Raw genomic sequence first — 24,337 nt, 5'->3', positions numbered from 1 at the left:
TGATCGTCTTTTTTATATTTAGGATAAAATCAGTACCAGCATAAAAAAGATAAAGCTACTGCCCGCCAGATAATATAAATAATAAATATGCTGATTTAACCATGACAGATAAATGGTTGCGTTCATCAATTTAACCATCGCCAGATTCCAGATCAGCACCAAGCCCACCATCCAGACACAGACCAAAAAGTTTTGCAAAAAATTATATTGCGGATAAACCAGAATCACCAAGACCGAATAAAACATCAGGTTTTTGGGATTGAGTAGACTTGAACCTAAACCCAGTAAAAAGTGCGTAAATTGAGCCTTATTTTGCGACGCTGCAACATCTTCCTGCTCGGTGTTAGGGATTATCTGTGCTGAACGCGCCGCACGAAAACATTGAACCGCCAGATAGGCAAAATAAAGGACACCTAACCATTTCATCGCGACCAGTATTTCAGTATTGACCTGACCCAACAGAAACAGACTGCAATAAATCATCAGCAGAATGATGGCATTGCCTACTGCAATTCCCATACAAGTCAATCGCGCTGCCTTTATTTTGCTTTGCATCAGTGTTTTTAAAATTAAAAAGAAATCAGCACCCGGCGTCAGCAAAGCAATAAAATGAGTCACCACGATCGTTAAAAAAAGCTCCATACCTTCTCTCCAAATGAAGGAGAGCCAGCTTAAAAAAGCTTAAAACTTTATTCTTGTATAAAATTGCGGGAGCTAAGATTTTTTAGAATATTGTTTTGGGGTGACACCCGTATATTGTTTAAAGACACGATGAAAATGGCTTTGGTCAGTAAACTCCAGCTCATGCGCCAGTTGAGCCAGATCACAGCCCTGACGCAAGCGTAAACGCGCCTGATTCACCTTTTGATTTAATTGATAGGCATGTGGCGTTAAACCCAAATAATGCTTAAATAGCCGAATTAACGCATAACGGCTCATCTGTAATTCATCAGCCAGTTGCTGTAGCGATAAATCATCCATACTGCTATTCAGACACTCAATTAAGCGCGGTAAATATGGCTGGAAATAACCTGCCGCCCCAATATTTTCCCAATGAAAATTCGGTATGAGCATTTCAGTTAAAGTCTTAATTAAGTAGTGTTCTTTTTCTAATTTAGGAATCAGCGGATCAAACAACACCTGATTTAATCTAGTAAATGCGGCGTAAATATCCAGATCATGGAGAATTATGGGTTTGAGTTGCGGCAAATATGGGATGTTTAAATCCAAGTGCGAATCTATTTCCTGTTGCAATTCATTGATCAGTCCAGCAAGCCATACTGCATCAAGATGCATCATTTGGTAACTCCAAGCCTGTTGAGGCAAAGGATTACATGAATGTTCAACATGGGCAGGAATAACTACGACGCTCCCCGCCTGAATCAACTGCTCTGAAGCAAAAGAACTAGAAAAATGGCTCTGCCCGGCATCTACTGCGCCGATTGAAAAGGTGGGATGACTATGCGATTTATAACAGATTCGACTTTGACATGCCCTACGCGTTTCAACATACGGCATGTCAGGATGGTTCCAAAACTCAACGGTGGAGTTCAAAATGATTTAACTCAAAGCCAAAACATATTATTTCTGAGCTAAAGCTTTTTCAATATCTGCTTCTAACGCTTCTGGCTTCGTTGTTGGCGCATAACGCTCTAGCACTTCACCATGACGACCAACTAAAAATTTCGTAAAATTCCACTTGATATTCCGACTACCTAAAAGCCCTTTCGCTTCACGAGTTAAATAACGGAAAATCACATGTGCTTCAGGCCCTTTCACATCAACCTTGGCAAACATGGGGAAACTGACGCCATAATTACGCTGGCAAAAGGTTCCGATTTCTTTATTGGTGCCCGGATCCTGTCCTCCAAATTGATTGCAAGGAAATCCTAATACTTCTAGTCCCTGAGATTTATATTTTTCATAAAGTTTTTCTAATCCAGCAAACTGCGGGGTAAAACCACACTTACTTGCAGTATTTACAATCAGCATGACCTTGCCTTTATAATCAGCGAGCGCTTTTGTTTCTCCCTCTAACAACTCAGCTTCAAACTGATAAATGTTACTCATGGATAAGTTTCCTCGTCATTCTTCTCATCTGTTTTAAGTTGTAATGATGCCGAATTCACGCAATAACGCAGTCCTGTCGGCTGTGGACCATCCTCAAACACATGGCCCAAATGTGCATCGCAATCATGGCAGACAATTTCTGTTCTGACCATACCATGCGATAAATCTTCATGTTCTTCTATTGCAACACTATCAATCGGCTTAAAGAAGCTCGGCCAACCACACCCGCTATCGTATTTTGTATCGGAAGAAAATAATTCCGCACCACAACAACGACAAACATAAGTACCATGTTGCTTATTATTCCAATATTGTCCTGTAAATGCGGGTTCTGTGCCTTTCTGACGGGTAATGCGATATTCTTCTGCGGATAACTCTCGTTGCCATTCTCGGTCTGTTTTATTCACTTTTCCCATAACCTGCACCTTTTATTCTGATGTTAAAAATATCATGATGATCAGATTTTATATTTACGCCATTCGCAAAAAAAACTCTAGTCTCAGATCGTATAATTTGTTGAAGTTTAAGCATCTAAATCAAAAATAGCAAAAAGAAAGCAAATTAAATATTTAAAGTAAGCAAATTTTAACAATATTGTCTTTTACGTGAGCAAATATAGTGATATTCTTGTTTCGCACGGTTGTATAGGACAAAAAATGTCTCAGAAAAAAAGTGTGGTGTTTCAAAACTTATTACCGACCATCAGACAATATCAACAATCAGGTTTTACCCACGAAAAAATTGTTGAATTACTGAGAGATCAGCACGACCTGAATCTGGTAACAGTTGAAACCTTTAAAAGTTATTTATACCGATATGCAAAAGTGAATCCTGCTATGTCTAAAAGTACTGTTGTTCCCCAGTCTCATCAATCAAGCCGAGAAATTAAAAAATCATCTAAGCTTGAGCATGTTTGTTACGACATCCGTGGACCTGTACTGCGCGCCGCCAATGAAATGGAGGAGCAAGGACACAAGATTATCAAGCTGAATATCGGCAACCCTGCACCTTTTGGTTTTGAAGCCCCACAAGAAATTATTAATGACGTGGCTTTAAACCTGCCGAATGCCATTGGCTATACCGACTCAAAGGGTATTTTCCCTGCACGTAAAGCGATCTGCCAGTACTACCAGCAGAAAGGCGTTTTTGATATGCACGTCAATGATGTGTATGTGGGCAACGGCGTGTCTGAACTTATTGTTATGGCAATGCAAGGCTTGCTGGATGATGGCGATGAAATGCTGGTGCCAATGCCTGACTATCCTTTATGGACGGCAGCGGTAAATCTGTCTGGCGGTAGCGCAGTGCATTATAAATGTGATTCTGAAAACTACTGGTATCCCGATATTGCGGATATGGAAAGCAAAATCACGCCAAACACCCGTGGTATTGTCATTATCAATCCAAACAACCCGACAGGTTCAGTCTATCCACGTCATGTATTAGAGCAAATTGTTGCATTGGCGAAAAAGCATGACCTGATTTTATTTGCTGATGAAATCTACGACAAAATCGTTTATGACGGCATCGAACATGTGGCTGTAGCTGCATTGGCTGGAGATCAACTGTGTATTTCCTTCAATGGTTTATCAAAAGCTTATCGTATTGCAGGTTATCGTGCAGGATGGATGGCGATTACAGGTAACAAAACACGTGCAGCAGACTATATCGAAGGTTTGGATATGCTGGCTTCAATGCGTTTATGTGCCAACCACCAAGCTCAATATGCGATTCAAACTGCATTAGGTGGATATCAATCAATTAACGATTTGATTCGCCCAGGTGGTCGTTTATACGAACAGCGTAATATTGCTTGGGAAATGCTGAATGAAATCCCCGGTCTTAGTTGTGTTAAACCTGATGGCGCAATGTACTGCTTCCCTAAACTCGATCCAGCAGTCTATCCAATTGAAGATGATGAAAAACTGATGCTGGATCTGTTAAAAGCGGAAAAAGTATTATTGGTACAAGGCACAGGCTTTAACTGGCCAACGCCAGATCATTTCCGTGTAGTGTTCCTGCCAGCTGAAAATGAGCTGCGCGAAGCCATCAATCGCTTAGGCCGTTTTTTGGCAAAAATGCGTTAATAAGAACTCCCCCTTTATTCAGGGGGATTTTTTTATATTTAATCTTTAGATGTGTTGTCTAGATTTTAGATAGCTTTCTACAGCAGTGCCCTAGATTTTGAATCAAAATCAAATATCTTTTTACACAGTCAAATTCCAAACAGTGGAACTTCACTTTGATGTAGTTTCACAGCACATTCAGAGCAACAGGATATCTTTTACTCGTGTAAGCGCTTTTCACATTAAACATGACAAATAAGCCATCGCTTGGTCTAGTTCGTATGTAAAACTAGACCACACATAGAAAAAATCAAAAACTAATTTTTAACTTTTGAGCAAAATAACAAAGCAAACACACGGTTTGCCAAAATATTAAGCATGTCATTTTCGGTTTGCATGCTAAACTATGCGTTGGTTTGAAAAAGGATAGTCCTTCTATGCGGTTTGTTCATCTCGGTATCCATACAGAGTTTTCGATTACAGAATCGATTGTTCGCATACCTGATTTGGTCAAGGCTGCCGTAAAAGATGAGATGCCAGCTCTTGCACTCACAGACTTATCCAACCTCCACGCAGCAGTAAAATTTTACGAAGCATGTCTAAAGAAAGGCATTAAGCCTGTTTTAGGCAGTGTGATTCGCCTCAATGATGCTGAACATCGCGCAACTTTACTGGCAATGAGCAATACTGGGTGGCGTAATCTGACTGAAATCGTGTCACGCGGTTTTATCGAAGGCCAACAGTTAAGTATCCCATGCGTACAAAAAGAATGGGTACTTGAACAAGCAGAAGACCTGATTATCTTGCTAGGCCAACATAGTGATGTGGGCAAAATGCTCTGCTCTTCCAATCCACAAAAAGCTGAACCTTTACTGGAAGCATGGATTGAGAAATTTGGCAATCGTGTCTATTTGGCCTTAACGCGTACTGAACGTGTAGGCGAAGAAGATTTTATTCAGCAAGCCGTGAAACTGGCCGCCAAATATCAGATTGGTGTTGTTGCCCATAATGATGTCCACTTTGTTGAACAAATAGATTTTGAGGCCCATGAGGCCCGCGTTTGTATTGCAGATGGCTATGTACTTGGCGATGATAAACGCCCGAAAAATTATAGCCCTGAACAATATTTTAAAACTGGCGAACAAATGTCTGAGCTATTTTCAGACATTCCGAGTGCAATTGAAAACACTTACCATATTGCAAGACGTTGTAATGTTGCATTACAGCTCGGAACTTATTTCTTACCTGATTTCCCGATTCCAGATGGGTATACCATCGACACCTATTTCGAGCATTTGTCTCGTGAAGGTTTAGAAGAACGCTTAAATGTTCTTTATCCGATCGCTGAACGTGACGAAGACTGGGCCGAGATTCGCAAACCTTATGATGAGCGGATCAAATATGAAGTTGATATTATTCTCAAGATGGGATTCCCTGGTTACTTCCTCATCGTCATGGACTTCATTCAATGGGCCAAAAATAATGGCGTGCCTGTGGGTCCAGGTCGTGGTTCAGGTGCGGGTTCACTGGTTGCATATAGCTTAAAAATTACCGATCTTGACCCGCTACGTTATGACCTACTCTTTGAACGTTTCTTAAACCCGGAACGTGTCTCGATGCCCGACTTTGACGTCGACTTCTGTATTGCAGGTCGTGACCGTGTGATTGAATACGTTGCACAGAATTATGGTCGTCAAGCGGTTTCACAGATTGCCACTTTTGGTACCATGGCGGCAAAAGGTGCGATTCGAGATGTAGCCCGTGTCTTAGGTAAATCCTATGGTCTGGCTGACCGTATTTCTAAAATGGTTCCGACCAAACCACTGGGTGTCGATCTAGCGACTGCGATTGACATGGAACCGCAGCTCAAAGACATCGTCACCAACCCGTCAAATCCAGACAATGATGATGCCGCTGAAATCTGGGAAATGGCACTTAAGCTAGAAGGTATCACGCGTAATACAGGTAAGCATGCGGGTGGTGTTGTTATTGCACCCGGTAAAATTACCGATTACTCAGCCGTTCTTTGTGATGCCGATGGCACCAACCGCGTAGCACAATATGATAAAGATGATGTTGAAGCTGCAGGTCTGGTTAAATTCGACTTCTTGGGCTTACGTAACCTAACGGTAATTGAAGATGCAGTTCAGAATATCAATAAGCGGATCAAATCCGAGATACCACTAAACATTTCCAATGTTCCTTTAGACGATAAAGACGCTTATCTGGTGTTTGCCGAGGCAAATACAACTGCGGTATTCCAGTTCGAATCCGTCGGCATGAAAAAGATGTTGAAGGAAGCACGACCAAGCAAATTTGAAGAAATTATTGCTTTCGTTTCCTTGTATCGTCCCGGCCCGATGGATCTTATTCCTGACTTTATCCATCGTATGCATGGGGGTGAGTTTGAGTATCTTCATCCCCTGCTTGAAGGCGTATTAGAACCAACCTACGGGATTATGGTTTACCAAGAACAGGTAATGCAGGCTGCACAGTTCTGTGCAGGCTATACACTCGGCGGTGCGGACTTACTTCGTCGTGCCATGGGTAAAAAGAAACCTGAAGAAATGGTCAAACAGCGCCAGATCTTTATTGAAGGTGCGGCGAAAAAAGATATTGATGAAGCAACTGCCAACCATATCTTCGACTATATGGAAAAGTTTGCAGGCTATGGTTTTAACAAATCCCATGCCGCGGCCTATGCTCTTGTTGCCTATCATACCGCTTGGTTAAAGGCACATTATCCTGCTGAATTTATGGCAGCCGTATTATCTTCGGAAATGCAGAATACCGACAGTATCGTATTCCTGATCGACGACTGCCGTAATAACAAGCTGGAAGTGCTACCACCGTCTGTGAATATGTCTTTGTACCATTTCCATGCCAGCGATGAAGCAACCATTGTGTATGGTCTAGGTGCAATTAAAGGCGTTGGTGAGCAAGCGATGCAATCGGTCATCGACTCACGCATCAACGAAGGCCCGTACAAGGATTTATTCGATTTCTGTCATCGTATTGATCTGAAAAAAATCAATAAACGTACTTTAGAAGCCCTGATCCGTGCGGGTGCGTTGGATTGTCTCGGTATTGAACGTTCGAGCTTAATGGCACAATTGCCAGAAGCCGTACAAGCAGCCGAACAAGCGCGTAGTAACCGTGAAACAGGAATTATGGACTTGTTTGGTGAAGTTGAAGAAGTTCAGCGTAAACCAGCCAAACCTGTGAAACCTTGGTCAGACGAAGTTCGTCTTAAAGGTGAAAAAGACACACTGGGTCTCTACCTTACAGGTCACCCGATTGATGTCTATCGTCCTGAATTAAAATCATTTATTTCAGCAAAACTGAATGAGCTAACACCAACACGTCGTGGTGTTACCACGGTTTTTGCAGGTTTAGTTGTTGATATTGCCAACTTCCCAAACCGCATTATGATCACACTAGATGATGGTACTGCCCGTGTCGAAATCAGTTGCAACCATGAGCGTTTCCAACGCTACAAAGAAGTGGTTCGCTTAGAACAAGTCGTTGTGATTGAAGGCGAAATCTACGAACGTGAAGGCTTTGACCGTCCAATGGCACGGTTAAGTAAGGCATTTAGTTTAAATGAAATTCGCCAGAAACGTGCCCAAAGTATTCAGGTTCGCTTAGCGCAAGACCTGATGAGCAAAACTTTAGCAAAAGATTTACAAGCGATTCTTTTACCTTATTGTAATGTTGATATGTGCCAGCATATTGGCCTGCAAATCCAGCTTGAGCAAAGTTTTGCAACCGCCGAGCTACACCTCGGCCCACAATGGAAAGTTGCACCACTGGATGAGTTGCTGAGCAAGTTGCGGGATTATTTTGGTAAAGAAGCAATTGCGATCGAATACCAAGTGAAATCTAAAGCAGCCAAAGTTGCAGAAGCACCGAAAGTGGCAAACATCGCACCGCCGCCTGACAACATGTCAATGGATGAAGCGCTTGATCTCTATCAGGCAGAAGTCTCTCAATACTCTTAATTCTGGATAATATATGAACCAGTTTGACTCAAATAACGTGTCCAAACATTTGGATCATGTCCGTATTGTCATGGTCAATACCACCCTACCAGCCAATATTGGTAGTGCTTTACGTGCAATGAAAACCATGGGCTTATCCAAGCTCGTATTGGTTGCACCGAAAACCTATCCGCATCCCGATATTGATGCTCTGGCAGCGGGTGCGCAGGATTTAATTGAACAGATTGAGATTGTTGAGTCGTTGGAACAAGCCATTCAGGATTGTCATATCGTCTTCGGTACTAGCGCCCGTAGTCGCACCATTCCTTGGCCATTGCTCGATGTTCGCCCTGCGGCAAAAGAAGCATTACAGGCAGCAAGCAAAGAACAACATGTTGCCATCGTTTTTGGTCGTGAGGATCGTGGACTGACCAACGAAGAACTGGCCTTAGCCAATTACCATTTAACCATCCCAGTCAATCCTGAGTATGGCGTACTGAATGTCGCTCAAGCCATTCAGGTGGTGTGTTATGAAATGAGAATGGCTGCACTTGAACAAAATACTCAAGTTACAGATACACCAGTTGACCACATGCAACTAAAACAACAGCAAAGCATGGAATGGGATGAACCACTGGTGACGCAGCAACAGATGGAAGAGTTTTACCCTCATCTGGAAAAAATGCTGACTGAAATCGAATTTTTAGACCCGAATAATCCCCGTTTACTGCCATTACGCTTGCGTCGTTTATTTGGAAGGATACAATTAGATCGTATGGAGTACCATTTATTACGTGGGATCTTCAGTCGCGTTCAGGCACTTGCCAAAGGTTCATGGAAAAAGACAAACACGGAGGATCATTCAAATGATTAAACAGCTTAAAGAAGATATCGAGGCTGTATTTGCACGTGATCCTGCGGCTAGAAACACGCTGGAAGTGCTAACGACCTATCCCGGTATCCATGCACTAATCATGCATCGCATGGCACATGAATTGTGGAAAAAAGAATATAAAGGTACGGCTCGCCTGCTTTCTTCTTTTAGCCGCTTTGCCACAGGCATTGAAATTCACCCAGGGGCAAAAATTGGCAAACGTTTCTTTATCGATCACGGCATGGGTGTTGTGATTGGTGAAACAGCTGAAATCGGCAATGACGTTACGCTTTATCATGGCGTTACTCTCGGCGGCACCACTTGGAATAAAGGCAAACGCCATCCAACCCTAGAAGATGGTGTTGTAGTCGGTGCAGGTGCAAAAATTTTAGGCCCATTTACTGTCCACAAAGGTGCGAAAGTTGGCTCGAATGCTGTAGTGACCAAAGAAGTTCCTGAAAATGTGACTGCTGTCGGTAACCCTGCACGTTACATCTTCAAAGATAAAAACCAAGTCGAACAAGATGAAGTCAGCCGTCGTGACTATGCCGAAAGTATTGGCTTCCAGCCTTATGCAACGACACAAGATCAATCTGATCCAATTTTAGAAGGTATTCGTGTGCTGCTGGATCGTATGCAGAAAAACGAAAAACGTATGAATGTGCTGTGCCAGCGCCTCTCAGAATTGGATCCGAGTTTCTCACCTCAAAGTTCTAAGAATCAACCATTGAGTAAAGAAGAACTTAAAATTATTGAAGAAGTTAGACGTGAATGTGAAGCACAGAACAAAACTTCGGCAACCTAAGCGAATATATAAGAAATGTAACAAGCTTATCATTGCAAGTTGGTTTTGCTTTTCCTAGACTGGTGAAACCAACGATCTACTTCTCATTTAACTAAAATTAATGGATGTAAGCATGAATTTTAAGCCTTTGGCATTACTTGTACTTTCAACTTCTTTTTTAACCGCCTGTGGCATCGCCCCAGTCAAAAAAGATAAAGCTTCTGAGCCATTTGTATTCAAAGAGCCAGAACCGACAGCACCGTTCTATGCTTTAAATCCAATCAAATATGATGCACCACCAAGCTTCGAAGTTGCGATTAAAGATGCTGCTGCTCAGCCTGTGACTAAAATGGTTGTGTCATTACAAAATGACCCGTCAAAAACCACCACATTAGATATCAACAAACTCATCGTTCCGACGATCGACAGCAAACAACGCAATGTAAAATATGCCGTTCTTGCTGGTGAAAATGAAGTCGATGTGACTGAGATTGATGACTTCCTACAACTGGTTGAAGGTAAGGCACGCCACTATCCACCTCGCTTCCCTGACCGTCAAGAACGTAAAGGCTATGAAGCGAAGTTGAAAGAAACAACTCAAAAACTAGATGCTTTGGCAGAAAAACCAAATGCCTCTATTGACGTACTGACACGTGCTTTTAAAGCAAGCGTGATGGCACGTAATATGGATTTGGGTACAGCGTACACCACCAAATCATTGACCTATGCTCAACGTATTCTTGCAATGAACCCAAATGATGCTGAAACAAACTTCTGGTTTGGTTTTGGCTTGTCTGAAGGTGGCGGTCAACGTGAAGCAATTCCTTATTTAGATAAGGCAATGAAAGGCGGTGTTCAAGAAGCTTATCTTTCTGCTGCTAACAACTATCTCTGGTTAGAGCAAAAGAAAAATGCGCTTCAAACCTTAAAGAACTACAAAATCAATTACCCAGATGAAGCTGAAGTTACTGATCGTTTGATCAAAGAAGTTGAATCTGGAAAACGCTGGAATGTTTGGCAAGTATTGAACTAATTACTGTCCCATTCTGTAATGAAAAATAGACTGTCGTGTACAGTCTATTTTTTTATGGATGATTGAAAAAACATTCGATTTTCGTATTATAGCTACAATCTCCCAGCCAACTTGCTGATTTATGAAGCTAGCATTTACCCCGAATAAACGTTTATTTGCGATCAGCCTACTCAGTACTATGGTGATGAGTGGTTGTCAGGTCGTCAGTCTAAAACAGCAAGACCTCAATGTGACGATCGCGAACGAGCGTAATAGTATTCTGACACAGAAAAAATTGAGCGAAGCCAGCCTCAATGTCCTGTCGATGTCTGGCAAAGAAGCAAAAGTCTGCATGCAGACTCCTAATGAATGTATTGCAGATCTGCATAAGATTCCGCAGATTCAGGATGAGCAACTTTTATCTACTGCCAGCGAATTATATCTTTCAAAAGCCATGAGTCTTTCTGACTCCTCTGAATGTAAAGTCAGTAAACTCACCAAACATAAAGCTGAAGAAGAACAAAAAGCTATTCAGAAAACCTATGAAAACTGTCTGGATCAGGAGCTTGAAGCTTTAGATAAAAGTATTCGCTACAGTTATGCTTATTTGTTTAAGACTGCCCGCCAGCCGCAGGAACGGATTTTTGATAACAGACAAGTTCAAATTCGGGATTTCTATAATCAGGCGTTGACCAAAATGGTCAATGTCCATAGTTTAAGAAACCCATCTAAAACCATTACACCAACGATTAAAATTGGTAAAAGCACATACACCATCGATATTCAGTCCTATCAACGCTTGCAGAACATGCAGCTCGAGAAGTTTATTTCTAGCTATAACATGAACTTTTCTGGGTTAAGAGCGATTAACCGTCGAGATGGTTTCGGTTCAGATTTCGTGGCTGTATTTCCTTCGAGCGATGGCGCTGCTCATGGTGAAAATAAATATATCCTTGATCCGTTAAGCTACAACTATCCAAATGGGGTTAATCCAAATATTCATAAGGCACGTTATCTGGCTGCAACCATTATTGCACAACCTAAAAAGACAACCGCAACGGTTGACGATGTGCTTAATAGTCCAGAATTTGAAGTCAAGGTTTACGATCCATATAGTGTAGAGAAAGTAAATATTGCTGGAAAAGAATACTCTCTGGCCGCCAATTTCTCTGCGCCTTATGGGCTTTGGCTGGCTGAAAATAATTTAGGAACTGCCGCTTATTTAACTTTAATTGACCGCGATCAGCACCTCACCATGCCGCATTTATATATGCTTGAACCTTATAATCCGAACAAGAAAGTGATTGTACTGGTGCATGGTCTGGCAAGTAGCCCAGAAGCGTGGATTGCCGTAACCAACGACATTATGGGTGATGCGGTATTGCGCGAGCACTATCAGGTTTGGCAAGTCTTTTATTCGACCAATATGCCTATTCTGGAAAGCCGTTTTCAAATCTATGCCGTGTTAAAGCAAGCCTTTGGCTCACTAAATCCTAAAGATGCCGCTGCTCAGGATGCGGTTTTAATTGGTCATAGTATGGGCGGGATCATTAGCCGTCTTTTGGTCAGCAATGCTGATATTTCCAAAGAAGCATTGACCATGATGAACAGCCGCCAACAGGCACGTTTGAGAAAGCATCCTGTGATTGGCGAGCGTCTCAAGATGGAACCGATTACGAACTTTGATCGTGCCATTTTCTTGGCAGCCCCACATCGTGGTACAGACTATGCTGATCGCTGGTTTACCTTGGCAGCCCGTAAGATTATCAAGCTCCCTGCTACATTCTTGACAACCTTAGCGGATACACTTACTAGTGATGACATGGATCTTAAGGATTTCGTCAAAACCTTGACCAATGACGTGATCCAGAATGGCCCAAGTGATCTGAGCAAAAAATCTAAATTTATGGAATTAACCGCAACGATCCCACCAGAAAAAGGTTTGGTTTTTCATTCAATTATGGGCAACATTACCAAAAGTGATGATCCGAATGTCATCACCGACGGAATTGTTCCTTATAAAAGTGCACATTTAGATGGTGCTGTGTCTGAAAAGATTTTCAAAGGTGGTCATTCCATTCAGGAAACCCCTGAGGCAGTATTAGAACTTCGTCGTATTTTACGTGAACATCTGGTTGATCATGGTTTATATAAACCAAAGAACTAAATGCAATAAAAAAGCCCCAATCATTATTGGGGCTTTTTTTGATCACATCCCTTATACGCCAGAACGGATCATATAATCAAAGGCAGAAAGTGATGCTTTGGCGCCTTCACCTGTGGCAATGATAATTTGCTTGTATGGCACTGTAGTACAGTCACCTGCGGCAAATACCCCCTTAACACTGGTTTCGTTACGATCATTAATCACGATCTCACCACGGTTGCTCAACTCGACAGCACTGTTCTTTAAGAAATCCGTGTTTGGCAATAACCCAATCTGTACAAAGATCCCTGCAAGCTCAACTGTATGTTCAACATCAGTCGCACGATCTTTGTATTTTAATGCTGTTACTTGAGCTCCATCACCGACCACTTCTGTACTCAATGCATTCATGATTACTGTGGTATTTGGCAAGCTGTTTAACTTGTCTTGCAACACTTGATCGGCACGAAGCTTGGTATCAAACTCAACCAGAGTTACATGCTCAACGATTCCTGCAAGGTCAATCGCGGCTTCTACACCCGAGTTACCACCACCAATCACCGCAACACGTTTGCCTTTGAACAATGGGCCATCACAGTGTGGGCAATATGCGACACCACGGGTACGGTATTCTGCTTCACCCGGAACATTCATCTCTCTCCAGCGTGCGCCAGTTGAAAGAATGATGGTTTTCGATTCAAGCTTGGCACCATTTTCCAGTTCAACTTCAACCAGACCATTTGCGGTTTGATCTGCACCTGTGATCTTGCTGACACGTTGCAGGTTCATGATATCCACGCCGTATTCACGGACATGCGCTTCCATATCCTGAGCAAACTTAGGACCTACCGTTTTTTGCACAGTAGTAAAGTTTTCAATATCCATGGTATCCATCACCTGACCGCCAAAGCGTTCAGCCACAATACCTGTTTTAATGCCTTTACGTGCTGCATAGATCGCCGCAGTACCACCTGCTGGGCCACCCCCGATGACCAACACATCAAACGCATCTTTGGCATTGATAGCCGCTGCATCTTTCTCGGCAGAGTTGGTATCTAACTTGGCAACGATTTCTTCCAACGTCATACGACCTTGACCGATATGTTCATTGTCTTGGAATACCATTGGTACAGCCAGAATTTTGCGTTCTTCTACTTCATCTTGGAAGAAAGCACCATCAATCATGGTTGCCGTGGTATTTGGATTGTTAATCGCGATCAAGTTGAGCGCTTGCACTACATCTGGACAGTTATGGCAGCTCAATGAAACAAACACATCAAAGTTTGCAGTCAAGTTTAAGCCTTTGATCTGAGCCAAGACTTCATCAGACACTTTTGGTGCATAACCAGAGACTTGTAACAATGCCAAGATCAAAGAGGTAAACTCATGTCCCATCGGTAAGCCTGCAAAGAACACACGCGGTTGTTCGCCTGCTTTCGCTACACCGAAACTAGGACGGCGAGCGTTTGAACCGTCAAAACGCGCCGTAACCTGATCAGAAAGTTCCGCGATTTCAGTCACCAGTTCTTTGATTTTTTCTGCTTTATCTGAGTCATCTAAAGCAGCAACCAGTTCGATCGGACTTTCTAAACGTTCTAAATAAGCTTTTAATTGAGTTTTAATATTTTGATCTAACATGTATTTCTCCAAACCCTAAGACTTTTAAATCAGTAAATTTATTCAATGAAGCTATACTACGCAAAAACCATAAATAGGTAAAACAGTATGTTTTTATTATTTTGATCGAATAAACCTATCAAAAACAAATCAAACTATCTGATACATCTTAAGCGGGCTAGCTCAAGGGTAAATGGCTCTACCCGCTACAGTGTGTTATGAGCATAAAAACCCATTAATACTCAAGCTTTTGACTAATTCGATTTCTACGATTTTTCAAATGTTTGGCCAGCACATATAAAACTGCGCTTAAAGCCAAGACTAATATGACGATTCCCCACAAAATGACAGTCACAATATGGGAAACACGCTCAGCCTGCTGGGCACGTAGATCTAGCGGTTGTGTAAGTGCAGTAATGCTTTTGCCATAAAGTTGCTGCTGCATCACCCACAACTGCTCAGGTTTAAAATCGTATTTTTTAAACAAAAGCGGATCATTTTTTTCAGCATCAATCAGCTGGTTCACATAGATATTGGCGGTCTTACGATCAACAGGTTGATGCAATAAAGCCACTTGTGCCAAGACATAGGCTTTTTCAGTCGAAGAAATATCAGCTTGCTGTAAATCCTGCGCAATTTGACTTTCCACAATATTATTTTGATAACTCATCCACTGCTGATAGGCCTGTTTGGTTTCATCTTTCCAGTCATACTGGATGTAACTCAAACCAGACCAAAGCAGGATAAACGAAATAATCCATGCCAGAAAGCGCTGTGTCCATGCTTGAAAACGCTGCTGAAAAAACTTGATTTTCTTCGCCCAGCTCACAAGAAAAAAAGCACCGAGGAATGAGACAAATATTTTTAAAAACAGCCAGCCAAACCATGACAATAAATTAAAGAAATAATCGACAGGCTGTTTAAAAGGAATTAATTCCTGTACATGATAAGGCAAATCTAGCGCCTGAACCTGCATGGAAAGATCAAAGAAACGATAGATAAATTCTTTCTGAAAAAAGAGCAATGCAATGGTAACAACCGCTAGAGTACTGGTCAGAAAAAACCAGATCATTAAATGGCGCTGACGTTTTTTTAACACATCTAAACGCTGGCCAAGCGGCTGTACACTAAAATCGTCTATCGGTGACAATGATCTTTCCTTCAAAAATTAATCGTATCAAGATTGAGGTGGCTGACTATTCTCCAGCACCAGATGATTCAAACTATCCTGCAATGCACGTAACCGTGTTGTGGCTTCGGCACGTTTCTGCATGCCTTCCTTCTGGATCTGAATCACATCGTTTACTGTTTTAATGAGGGTGTTTTGAACATGTTCAAGTGTTTCCACATCAATCACTGAACGCTGATTCGCTTTCGCTGTATCGACCGAGTTTTGATGAAGTAACTCGGCATTACGACGTAATAACTCATTGGTGGTGTCATCGATGGCTTTGGCAAGTTGTACGCTATTCTTCTGCTCTTGCAATGAAATCGCCAGACTAATCTGATTTTTCCAAGCTGGCAAAGTGATGTTTTTAATCGCATAGAACTTATCGACCAGCATCAGGTTATTCGACTGGATAATTCGGATCATTGGCAATGTTTGCATCGCAGACTGTTGTAAAACCTGTAAATCACTCACCCGCTTTTCAAGATTATTGGCCAAATGATTCAGATCATAAATCTGCTGTGTAGTCTGCTGATCCTGCTCTTGAGAGGTCAATGCTGAAATCTGCTGCTGGATATCTTGCTGCTTCAATTGACCTGCTGCAATGTATATGCCCAACTGCTTATATTCATCCTGTACGGCATCAAACATTTTATCAAGCGTACCAACACGCGCCTTTAAGCCTGATTGCGAACTTTCAATTTCCTTAACCAACACATCAATTTGTTCTTTGGTGGTATTAAAATGCTGGTCAAAATTTTGTTTGGCGCCCTTAAGTTTGCTCAGTAAGCCACCAAAAAAACCTGAGCTTTTTGATTTATTCAGGATACTTGAAGTATTCAGTTGCTGGGCCACCTGAACCACTTCGTTGAGTTTTTGCCCCGTGCTATCCAGATCTTTATTTTGCACCAGACTTAATAACTCATCGGTATAAGTCGAGGTCTTATTGGCAATATTTTTGCCATACTCTGCCACAACAGTTGTGCTAATCTCTGCCAACTCTTTATGGGCATCCATCACTTCGGCAAGGTCTTGTGACTGTAAACCCAATTCTTTTAGATTGAGTTGCTCAAAACGTTGCTCAGGCTTGAGTTCAAGTTCATGAGATACTTTGCTAAGTTCTGAATCTGACATGATATTCCCCTCTTATTTCTGTAATGATTTTTTCAAATTCTGAATCAAGTTTTCTCGACTCTTGTCCAGTTGTTCAATGGTCGCCGATGAGCTAGACTCACGACTTTGCTTCAAATGATATTGCCATGCAGGAATTAAGACCTGTTGCGCTTCTTTAAAACGGTCTAAAAGACTAAAGGATAAATGCTGGGACAATTGCATTTGCTTCATCGCAATATCATTACTGCTTTGCAAAGTTTGTAATGTATTCACTTTTTTCGAAAGTCGCTCAACAAAATGGTCCAGCACCTGCTGTTTGCTAAATTGAGGATATTCTTTTAAAAACTCATCCGCGGCCTGAATATAAGCTGCCATCTGCTCGCGCAACCCCAATGCCTGCTGCAAACGTGATTGAGATTTCTGAATTTCGATCTGTAAGCGCTGACTCAAATGATTGGCTTCATTAATCAAACGATCTAAATCTTTGACATATTTGACTTGCCCAGCATCATATTCGACATCAATCCCCAACCATTTTTGCAATGCATTGAAGCGACGCCCACCCAGATATTTTTTTGAAACCGAAAGCTGCTGAATAATCTGACTAATCACTTCGCTCAGTTGCTGATTCAGCTTTGGATCAACGCCATTGAGCAGGACACTCTGTGCTTGCACCAAATGATCTGCATAATGATTTAAACGATGTGGATCGTTTAATAAAGGCACTAAATCATTACGCTTGATCGCTAAAATATGTTCTTGATTTGACTCAATTTGCGATAAAGGTATTAAGTCGGGCGGTATCGTCATATAAGTTAAAAATCGTGGGTACAAATAAATTTGGACAGGTTTATTTGTAGCATGTTCTCGCACTTTCGCATACAGCATTGTTGTTATGTTTTTTAAAATTTATTGCCAGATTAAAAAGCAAAAACCCTCTAAATTACAATCAATAAAGAGGGTTATACCGAGCCTGATTCATGATTTATTCATCATTCAGTGCACACTCAAAACTATTTGGATTTTGTTTACAACGAACCTTCTTCAAGAAGTTCATCATTTTGGGATCGTAGATACCTGCTTTGGTAAGGGAAATACGTGCCTCACGCATCATTTTCATATAGTTCACCTGCTCTTCAGGTGAAATATTCATCCAGTATTTTGCAGGTATTTCCTTTTCATATTTGGCGATAATATTAAAAGTACGACCGAGTTGACCTGCTACCCATTCACGTGACTTTTGTCCAAATCCTGCTGGAAACTTATCCTTGCGAATAATAAAATTTGCTGAAATTTGAGTCAGTGGAAATTTTACGATTCCACCTTTATCTCCCAAACCCTTATAAAGTTCAAACGGCTTATAGGCAACAATTGGTGCAGGGACAATATCAATCTGATGATTGTTAAATTTGGCACCTGCATTGGTCACATCCACAGAAACTGCTTGGGCACCGACTTGAGCGACTAGCTTCGGTTGTGCCTCGTCATAGGCAAAGACCCCGACTTTCTTGCCCGCAGCCTTAGCTAAGGTATTGATACTGCGGTCAGAAACAAACAGATAAGCAGGCCCAATCGTACCAAGCCCGGCAATTTCATAAGGCCCATTGATCATACTTTTTGCAGCTTGCGGCTTGGATAAAATTTGATAGGCTAAAATTGCCGTTTTTAAATCGGTTAATGCGCCAATTGCATCCAGAGAACCGACATATTTATTGAACTGTCGCCCCCGTAAACCACTGATAATCGCACCATCGCATTGTCCAACTTTCAAATCTTCTGCGGCAACACGTTCATCGACATAGGCACGTAAATCGATATCCGCGCCCCATTTTTTGGCTTCAAGCGCATAATCCTTTGCCAATGCAAAAGCATCGCCCGATTTACCCACAGGATCGAATACACACACTGTTTGCTTGGCCTGCGTAGTAACAGCAAATCCAAGCAATGCCAAAGCAATCAAACCGTTTTTAATTATCATCTCGTTCTTCCCAGATAAGATTTATTATCTATTCATCTCACCTGATTTAGCGGCGTGATCCTATGACGCGATTTATTTTTTTAATAGATTTGCAGTCAATAAAAATCGAGTAGATGATTTAAATCAACTGATTAATCGGTTCGGTTTTAAGATTTAATCTGTTGGTTTTTGTGGTAGCGCATAAGTTCCAATGACATGTGCCACAGGTTCTTCATCATCCAGCGAATACAACCAGACCTCGCCTGTAACTAAGGTTTTACCCACTTTTATCAACTTACAGACAGCTCGAATATCGCGATTGCCATTTGGTTTACGGAAAAAGTTAATGGTCATATTGGTTGTCACGGCCATCGCGACCAGACCTAAATGTCCCAGAATGGCAATATACAGCACGTAATCTGCAACCAGCATTAAAGTCGGCCCTGAAACCGTCTGTCCAGGCCGCAAATCTCCTGCATCAACACGATAAAGCAGCTGTGCACCTCTTGGTGTAATCTCTTCAATGGTACTTTTCATCAACGCTTGCGGAAATTCCTGCGCCAAAAATCCCATAATTTCATCTTTTGTTGCTGCCATGCATTATTCCTATTGTTCCAGCTATATCTTTCTTAAACTGTAATGCTTGAGTTTCCCATCTAATCAGCCTGATTAGAAAGCTCATTTAATACCTGCCAATAGCTTGGCGGTTCACCCACATGACCACGTTCACGTAGCATTTGATGCACTTTTGGCAGTTTAAAGTAAGGTACCGCAGCCATCAAATGATGTTCTTTATGATAGTTAACATTAATCGGTGCAACCAAAGCGCGTGCAAGATAGCCTGCTTTGGTGGTACGGGTATTGGTTAAAGCACAAGGACTGCTCGCCATGCCAGCATGCTCTGCCATTGAACGAACTCTGAGAAATAAAGGAAATGGTGTTAAATATGCCACAACCCACAATGCATAAAGTTTAGGATGACCTGCCGCCCATAGGGCTGAAAATAACGCTGCATTGGTGGCAATTGCCCCGCCACTATTTTTAAGGAATGCTTTCGGATAATCAGTCCAGTGTTTGCCTTCCTGAGAAATCCAGCGACGATCATTGGAAACCGTCCACTCCATTTTCTCAATATCCATCAACACACGACCAACCGCAAATTTAAATCCAGTCACTCCGGATAAATCACGTATAAATTTACGCATTAAAGATTTCTTAGAGGTCGGAAAGCCCGTCACAAGGGATAAATCAGGATCATCCATTGTTGAGGTTTTACTGTGATGACGCATGTGATGGGCACGATATTTATGTAGATCATTCCAGATCGGACGTGCACATAACCAGTCAGTTAAAGTGTCATTGAGCCATTTGGTTTTAAACAGACTTTGATGAGATGCGTCATGCATGATAATTGCCAGTGCCAATTGACGTCCTGCCAAAATGACCAATGCTGCAATACACATCAGTAATTTGCCCCAAGCAGGCAAATATTCCCATGAACTTGCTACTGCAGCAAAAGTCCCACCAATGACTGCCCAAGTTGAGAACACAGCCCAACTGCCATGCAAATCTGATTTAGCGGTGAGTTCAGTAATTTCCTCTCTACTGAATAAGTCACTAATTGCAACGCGTGTATTCATCTCTCTATCCTGTCAGAATGTGTTCTATTCTTATAAAACTACACAATTTATATTTTTATTTTAAACTTAGTAATATTTCTGTCAATAAATTAAAATTAAATTATCTGTAATATTTGTAATCAACCTTTACTCAACATGATTTTCATAGAATTTACGCCATGCATCCAGACCTGTCTGATCAAGACGTTGCACACTTTCAGCAAACTGTTGTCGGAGCTGTACATCCACAAAATCTTCTGGTAACAAAGGATCATTCATCAATAAAGAAATCGTTTGTCGTCCAAGTAATAACGACTCTCGAGCGGCATCCTCTAAGGAGAGTTGTGGTACAGTCGCTAACCACTGCTGGATCATCTGACAATATTTTTCATAATTCTGGTTTAAAGTCTGGGTCGTCCAGAGTTTTGGCAAATTCGCTAAAGTTGTCGCATCAAAATGGTTAATTTGGCAGATTTTTGCGGTCTCTTCTAAACCTGAAGATTTTAATTCTGAAAATAACTGATCAAAGCCAATTGCCAGATTATCTGGACGAATATAAATTCCCTGTTCAAGCTCTTTAAAACCAAAATGTTTTAATGCTCTTTCCCGACGATTTAAAGCAGTACGATCAACACGCCCCAACTCCCCCGTAAATACTGCCAAATATTGATGATTCCAGCGTTTGGTCTGTTTAATCCCTTGTTTACGATTCAACATGACATCAGCCCATTCATGCGACTGCACTGTAAACTGATACACGCCGCGCTCAATCGCTTCTATGACGCCATCACTCGATAAACGAGTAACCGCTACGCGAATGCTGTTCTCACTGATGTCGAATAGTCTTGCCGCGACAATAATCTGCTTAATTGAAATCGCACGTCCTTGTAGCCCCAGAAGTAAATCAATAATTAAATCACGGGCATTCATTTTAGCTATTGTCATCTTGCAGTCGAACCCATATAGGAATATGAAAGATTAGAAATAAGAGATGGGAATCTTAACTGAGAATCTCCCTTTTCGCATTTGCAAAAAGGGAGAGTTTTTTATTTTTTATAGGAAAACAAACAACAAAATAATACCGAGAACAATACGGTACCAAGCAAACACACGTAATGTGTGTCGTTCAACAAATTTTACCAATGCACTGACCACAAACAGTGCCGAAATAAAGGCAGCCACAAAACCCACCGCAATATTCAGCATATTGTCTTGCGTTAGCACATCAGCATTACGTGCCAAATCAAATACCGCTGCACCCAACATGGTTGGCATCGCCAAGAAGAAGGAAAACTCGGTTGCTGCTTTACGAGACAAGCCCGAGAACATCCCACCGACAATGGTCGCACCTGAACGCGAGGTTCCCGGAATCATGGCCACACACTGCGCACAACCCACCAGAAAAGCCTGCTTATAGGTAATCTTGGTCGCATCCGTGGTTTTATGATCAAATTTAATTGATTCAACCCAGAAAATGATCAGACCACCGACAATTAAAGCGACTGCAACCACAAGAGGACTAAACAATACGCTCTTAATAAAATCGACTGCAAATACCCCAATCACCACCGCCGGAATAAACGCCAATAAAACACTAAAAACAAAATGTCGCGCTTCTGCATCGCCACTAAAAAAACCTTTGACCAAGTCAAAAATCTTTTGTCGATATAACCAGCATACCGCCAGAATCGCGCCAAGCTGAATCACAACTTCAAAAACACGACCGTCATCTGAATGAAAGTCGATCATATGACCAAATAAAATCAAATGACCTGTACTTGAAATGGGTAGGAATTCGGTTAAACCCTCAATAAAGCCTAAAAATAAGGCTTTTAAAATTTCAATATGTTCCATAAATTACTCAAAAGCACGTAATACAAGAATAAAAATAAACGGCAAGCTTACCTTGAAATGGCATCATTTTATGTGATTGTCACGTAACGTTTTTATCAAAAAAGCACGCATGTACATAAATATCTCTTAAATAATCATCAGACTATTTTTCTTTTGCATTTGTTCGACCACTTCATGCGTATCAAAACCCAGACGCCAATATAAAAGTTCCAAAACATCTAACTCATCTTGGGTAATAATACGGTCATTCCAGAGGCATCTTTCTGCAATGGACAAAATATTGAGACGATCCCGCAATAACAACCCTGACACATCATTCAGGATTTCAGCCAGATCCAATGGCTCATCTGAAATATCCGCATAGGTTTGCATTTCCTCTTCAGTCAAAAGCAGTTGCAAAATACGTTCACGTACTTCAAGTTGATTCGGACTGTTGATTTGCTGGACATGCAACAAGGCATCAATCAGATGCACAATCTGAGATTTCACATCTTCAAAAGCAGCAGGTAGATGGGCGGGCATTAAATTGAGCTCATTTTTAACCCTTTCAAGCAATAAGGCATCCAATAACCCTACTTCCCCATCTTCCTGAATAATACACGCCAACTTCGTCAGAAATTGACGGGCAATACTGGCTGGCATATGCCCAATATTCTTACAGGCATCATGGAAAATCTGCACATGAATACGACCATCCAGATTCAATAAAGCATCGACAATGGCATGGCTCACAGGTGCATCCTGTGGAATAAATTCGCGATATTGACGGATCATTAAAATCGCAACCATCACCTCTCGCGAACCTGTTGCGGTTTGCATCGCACGCTGAATGAGTTCAGGACGTTTCTTATTTTTACGTATTTCTGGATTAAGCGGCTTAATCGCATCATTCAACGCGAAACTAATCGGTGATAAACGCAACAGCGGTAAAGGCTGTGGTGAACTCCAAGGCGTCGTAATGTCAGCGGTTTCTTCTTCCAGCGAACGAAACAAGCTAAACAAAGGACGATTACGTAATTTTCTTAGATTTTCTAATTGTAAATCTTGCAATAAAGTCGGATTCAATTCATAGATTCGATCTTTAATACTGGGATGAATATTCATCCAGCTTTGTGGACTCAATGAGTTTGCAAAGCACATATGCGAAATAGATTCAGAATAGGCACTGTGAATTTGCGAGCCCGAATGATGGACGTAAATCCTTAATAGGGTTTGAATATTGGCATTATTATTCATCAATCGCATGGTCTTGAGATCATTGCGAAAGGTTCGCCCACTTAAAGTCAGATATTTAATTGCACGGGTAATTAAAATCCCTAAACTTCCAATCAGCCAAATCACCCCACCTATCGCGACAAAAATGGTTTCAAACTTATTGCGATAAGACGTTGCATAAGGACTATAACCCGCTTGAGCCAGCTTACTTCCCCATTGGCTAAAGGTCGTTAGGCCACTATACAAAAGTTTAAGCTTGGTATTTTCAACTGCTTCACCAGATAAAATCTGGTTAAACTCATAGCTAAGCAAACCATATAGTTCCAGTTCATCAAGATTTTGTAAAGCACCCCAAGTCAGGATAATCACAATATCTTGCGACCTAAAACCAGCAGTCAAGGCATTTACACCGACTTCATCAGGCAAAACATAGACCGCAGGAGGATCGATAGAGAAGCTTTTGGCCACTTGCTCTACAATTTTTAATGCCGTACTTTCTTCGGGTGTACTTTCATCAAATACCAGACGTCTGGCCTTTAATTGCTTGGCAAGCGAATGCCCGCCTTCACGTAGCACATAAAGTTCTGCACCAACCGACCAGAACAACACAAAAATAAGCAAGAGAATAAAATAAGGACTAAGAACATGCCACCAGATCGGCTGCGTATAATCGAAGAAATGGACGACCAAACCTAAAATTAGATTAAGAATAAAAACAGTCAACAACATCGCCAGCCAACAAAAGCTCATTGACCATGCAATATTCTTATTTTCGATTAAGTAATGGCTCATTTCTCTCAATGTAAATTTTCCTGATTACATTGTTTCTGTTTAGGACTTCCGTATCCGTTATCATAAAATA

At 41.5% G+C, this 24,337-nt stretch carries 20 protein-coding genes; 6 read left to right on the top strand and 14 right to left on the bottom strand.

All coding sequences use genetic code 11. The annotated features are described in order from the left end of the window. Window positions 1–18: 18 nt before the first annotated feature. The 4 genes from PJ15_RS16640 to msrB all read right to left on the bottom strand — a co-directional run bounded on the left by PJ15_RS16640 (window position 19) and on the right by msrB (window position 2,486). Window positions 19–642, bottom strand: coding sequence for a LysE family translocator (locus PJ15_RS16640; RefSeq protein ID WP_047432703.1), 624 nt, complete (start codon window positions 640–642; stop codon window positions 19–21). A gap of 72 nt (window positions 643–714) precedes the next feature. After that, on the bottom strand, window positions 715–1,518 hold the full coding sequence (locus PJ15_RS16635) for a helix-turn-helix transcriptional regulator (RefSeq protein ID WP_047432700.1): 804 nt from the start codon (window positions 1,516–1,518) through the stop codon (window positions 715–717). 63 nt (window positions 1,519–1,581) lie between these two features. Beyond that, window positions 1,582–2,070, bottom strand: a complete 489-nt coding sequence (locus PJ15_RS16630) for a glutathione peroxidase (RefSeq protein WP_004771737.1) — start codon at window positions 2,068–2,070, stop codon at window positions 1,582–1,584. Continuing rightward, window positions 2,067–2,486, bottom strand: coding sequence for a peptide-methionine (R)-S-oxide reductase MsrB (msrB, locus tag PJ15_RS16625; protein ID WP_004771736.1), 420 nt, complete (start codon window positions 2,484–2,486; stop codon window positions 2,067–2,069). The genes PJ15_RS16630 and msrB overlap by 4 nt, the downstream gene beginning before the upstream one ends. A 240-nt stretch (window positions 2,487–2,726) precedes the next feature. Between msrB and PJ15_RS16620 the strand changes: the two genes are divergently transcribed. The 6 genes from PJ15_RS16620 (at window position 2,727) to PJ15_RS16595 (ending at window position 12,953) form a co-directional block, all read left to right on the top strand. Further along, window positions 2,727–4,157, top strand: coding sequence for a pyridoxal phosphate-dependent aminotransferase (locus PJ15_RS16620; protein ID WP_047432698.1), 1,431 nt, complete (start codon window positions 2,727–2,729; stop codon window positions 4,155–4,157). Between the two features lie 416 nt (window positions 4,158–4,573). Next, window positions 4,574–8,137: a DNA polymerase III subunit alpha gene (dnaE, locus tag PJ15_RS16615; RefSeq protein ID WP_047432695.1), complete on the top strand. Its 3,564-nt coding sequence runs from the start codon at window positions 4,574–4,576 to the stop codon at window positions 8,135–8,137. Between the two features lie 13 nt (window positions 8,138–8,150). Then, entirely contained in the window at window positions 8,151–8,990 is an 840-nt protein-coding gene (locus tag PJ15_RS16610; protein WP_047432692.1) for an RNA methyltransferase, read from the top strand. After that, complete coding sequence (cysE, locus tag PJ15_RS16605) at window positions 8,983–9,795, top strand: serine O-acetyltransferase (protein ID WP_005257044.1); 813 nt, start codon at window positions 8,983–8,985, stop codon at window positions 9,793–9,795. Before PJ15_RS16610 ends, cysE begins: the two co-directional genes overlap by 8 nt. Window positions 9,796–9,907: 112 nt before the next feature. Next, window positions 9,908–10,807 (top strand): ABUW_2363 family tetratricopeptide repeat lipoprotein, encoded by a 900-nt coding sequence (locus PJ15_RS16600; RefSeq protein ID WP_047432689.1) that lies wholly within the window; start codon window positions 9,908–9,910, stop codon window positions 10,805–10,807. A 121-nt stretch (window positions 10,808–10,928) separates the two neighbouring features. After that, complete coding sequence (locus PJ15_RS16595) at window positions 10,929–12,953, top strand: esterase/lipase family protein (RefSeq protein WP_047432687.1); 2,025 nt, start codon at window positions 10,929–10,931, stop codon at window positions 12,951–12,953. A 51-nt stretch (window positions 12,954–13,004) separates the two neighbouring features. Here PJ15_RS16595 and ahpF read toward each other — a convergent pair whose 3' ends face one another. The 10 genes from ahpF to PJ15_RS16545 all read right to left on the bottom strand — a co-directional run bounded on the left by ahpF (window position 13,005) and on the right by PJ15_RS16545 (window position 24,276). Next, window positions 13,005–14,570 (bottom strand): alkyl hydroperoxide reductase subunit F, encoded by a 1,566-nt coding sequence (gene ahpF, locus PJ15_RS16590; RefSeq protein WP_047432685.1) that lies wholly within the window; start codon window positions 14,568–14,570, stop codon window positions 13,005–13,007. 214 nt (window positions 14,571–14,784) lie between these two features. After that, entirely contained in the window at window positions 14,785–15,699 is a 915-nt protein-coding gene (locus PJ15_RS16585) for a hypothetical protein (protein ID WP_047432683.1), read from the bottom strand. Between the two features lie 27 nt (window positions 15,700–15,726). Then, complete coding sequence (locus tag PJ15_RS16580) at window positions 15,727–16,851, bottom strand: toxic anion resistance protein (protein ID WP_047432681.1); 1,125 nt, start codon at window positions 16,849–16,851, stop codon at window positions 15,727–15,729. Window positions 16,852–16,863: 12 nt separating this feature from the next. Beyond that, window positions 16,864–17,640, bottom strand: a complete 777-nt coding sequence (locus PJ15_RS16575) for a hypothetical protein (protein WP_047432887.1) — start codon at window positions 17,638–17,640, stop codon at window positions 16,864–16,866. 175 nt (window positions 17,641–17,815) lie between these two features. Further along, on the bottom strand, window positions 17,816–18,808 hold the full coding sequence (locus PJ15_RS16570; protein ID WP_047432679.1) for a putative solute-binding protein: 993 nt from the start codon (window positions 18,806–18,808) through the stop codon (window positions 17,816–17,818). 153 nt (window positions 18,809–18,961) lie between these two features. Continuing rightward, a complete protein-coding gene (locus tag PJ15_RS16565; RefSeq protein ID WP_047432677.1) occupies window positions 18,962–19,384 on the bottom strand; it encodes a PaaI family thioesterase in 423 nt (140 codons plus the stop codon). Between the two features lie 59 nt (window positions 19,385–19,443). Continuing rightward, window positions 19,444–20,427 carry a fatty acid desaturase family protein gene (locus PJ15_RS16560; protein WP_047432675.1) on the bottom strand — a complete coding sequence of 328 codons (984 nt, stop codon included), beginning with the start codon at window positions 20,425–20,427 and terminating at the stop codon, window positions 19,444–19,446. A gap of 126 nt (window positions 20,428–20,553) precedes the next feature. Then, window positions 20,554–21,351: a PaaX family transcriptional regulator C-terminal domain-containing protein gene (locus PJ15_RS16555; RefSeq protein WP_004771721.1), complete on the bottom strand. Its 798-nt coding sequence runs from the start codon at window positions 21,349–21,351 to the stop codon at window positions 20,554–20,556. Between the two features lie 108 nt (window positions 21,352–21,459). Further along, window positions 21,460–22,260 carry an undecaprenyl-diphosphate phosphatase gene (locus tag PJ15_RS16550; RefSeq protein ID WP_047432673.1) on the bottom strand — a complete coding sequence of 267 codons (801 nt, stop codon included), beginning with the start codon at window positions 22,258–22,260 and terminating at the stop codon, window positions 21,460–21,462. A gap of 126 nt (window positions 22,261–22,386) precedes the next feature. Further along, on the bottom strand, window positions 22,387–24,276 hold the full coding sequence (locus PJ15_RS16545; RefSeq protein WP_171067985.1) for a M48 family metalloprotease: 1,890 nt from the start codon (window positions 24,274–24,276) through the stop codon (window positions 22,387–22,389). Window positions 24,277–24,337: the final 61 nt, after the last annotated feature.

It is taken from the genome of Acinetobacter sp. neg1 (assembly GCF_000788125.1).
Taxonomy (GTDB): domain Bacteria; phylum Pseudomonadota; class Gammaproteobacteria; order Pseudomonadales; family Moraxellaceae; genus Acinetobacter; species Acinetobacter vivianii.
The sequence above is the reverse complement of the archived record's forward strand: the minus strand, read 5'-3'. Positions and strand labels throughout refer to the sequence as shown.

Excerpts from the sequence above, each read along its gene's own strand:
- PJ15_RS16580 (WP_047432681.1), bottom strand. The coding sequence starts at position 16,851 with ATGTCAGATTCAGAACTTAGCAAAGTATCTCATGAACTTGAACTCAAG.
- PJ15_RS16620 (WP_047432698.1), top strand. The coding sequence starts at position 2,727 with ATGTCTCAGAAAAAAAGTGTGGTGTTTCAAAACTTATTACCGACCATC.
- PJ15_RS16550 (WP_047432673.1), bottom strand. The coding sequence starts at position 22,260 with ATGGAACATATTGAAATTTTAAAAGCCTTATTTTTAGGCTTTATTGAG.
- PJ15_RS16600 (WP_047432689.1), top strand. The coding sequence starts at position 9,908 with ATGAATTTTAAGCCTTTGGCATTACTTGTACTTTCAACTTCTTTTTTA.
- PJ15_RS16595 (WP_047432687.1), top strand. The coding sequence starts at position 10,929 with ATGAAGCTAGCATTTACCCCGAATAAACGTTTATTTGCGATCAGCCTA.
- PJ15_RS16570 (WP_047432679.1), bottom strand. The coding sequence starts at position 18,808 with ATGATAATTAAAAACGGTTTGATTGCTTTGGCATTGCTTGGATTTGCT.
- PJ15_RS16560 (WP_047432675.1), bottom strand. The coding sequence starts at position 20,427 with ATGAATACACGCGTTGCAATTAGTGACTTATTCAGTAGAGAGGAAATT.
- PJ15_RS16610 (WP_047432692.1), top strand. The coding sequence starts at position 8,151 with ATGAACCAGTTTGACTCAAATAACGTGTCCAAACATTTGGATCATGTC.
- ahpF (WP_047432685.1), bottom strand. The coding sequence starts at position 14,570 with ATGTTAGATCAAAATATTAAAACTCAATTAAAAGCTTATTTAGAACGT.
- PJ15_RS16635 (WP_047432700.1), bottom strand. The coding sequence starts at position 1,518 with ATGCCGTATGTTGAAACGCGTAGGGCATGTCAAAGTCGAATCTGTTAT.
- msrB (WP_004771736.1), bottom strand. The coding sequence starts at position 2,486 with ATGGGAAAAGTGAATAAAACAGACCGAGAATGGCAACGAGAGTTATCC.
- PJ15_RS16555 (WP_004771721.1), bottom strand. The coding sequence starts at position 21,351 with ATGACAATAGCTAAAATGAATGCCCGTGATTTAATTATTGATTTACTT.
- PJ15_RS16565 (WP_047432677.1), bottom strand. The coding sequence starts at position 19,384 with ATGGCAGCAACAAAAGATGAAATTATGGGATTTTTGGCGCAGGAATTT.
- PJ15_RS16575 (WP_047432887.1), bottom strand. The coding sequence starts at position 17,640 with ATGACGATACCGCCCGACTTAATACCTTTATCGCAAATTGAGTCAAAT.
- dnaE (WP_047432695.1), top strand. The coding sequence starts at position 4,574 with ATGCGGTTTGTTCATCTCGGTATCCATACAGAGTTTTCGATTACAGAA.
- PJ15_RS16630 (WP_004771737.1), bottom strand. The coding sequence starts at position 2,070 with ATGAGTAACATTTATCAGTTTGAAGCTGAGTTGTTAGAGGGAGAAACA.
- cysE (WP_005257044.1), top strand. The coding sequence starts at position 8,983 with ATGATTAAACAGCTTAAAGAAGATATCGAGGCTGTATTTGCACGTGAT.
- PJ15_RS16640 (WP_047432703.1), bottom strand. The coding sequence starts at position 642 with ATGGAGCTTTTTTTAACGATCGTGGTGACTCATTTTATTGCTTTGCTG.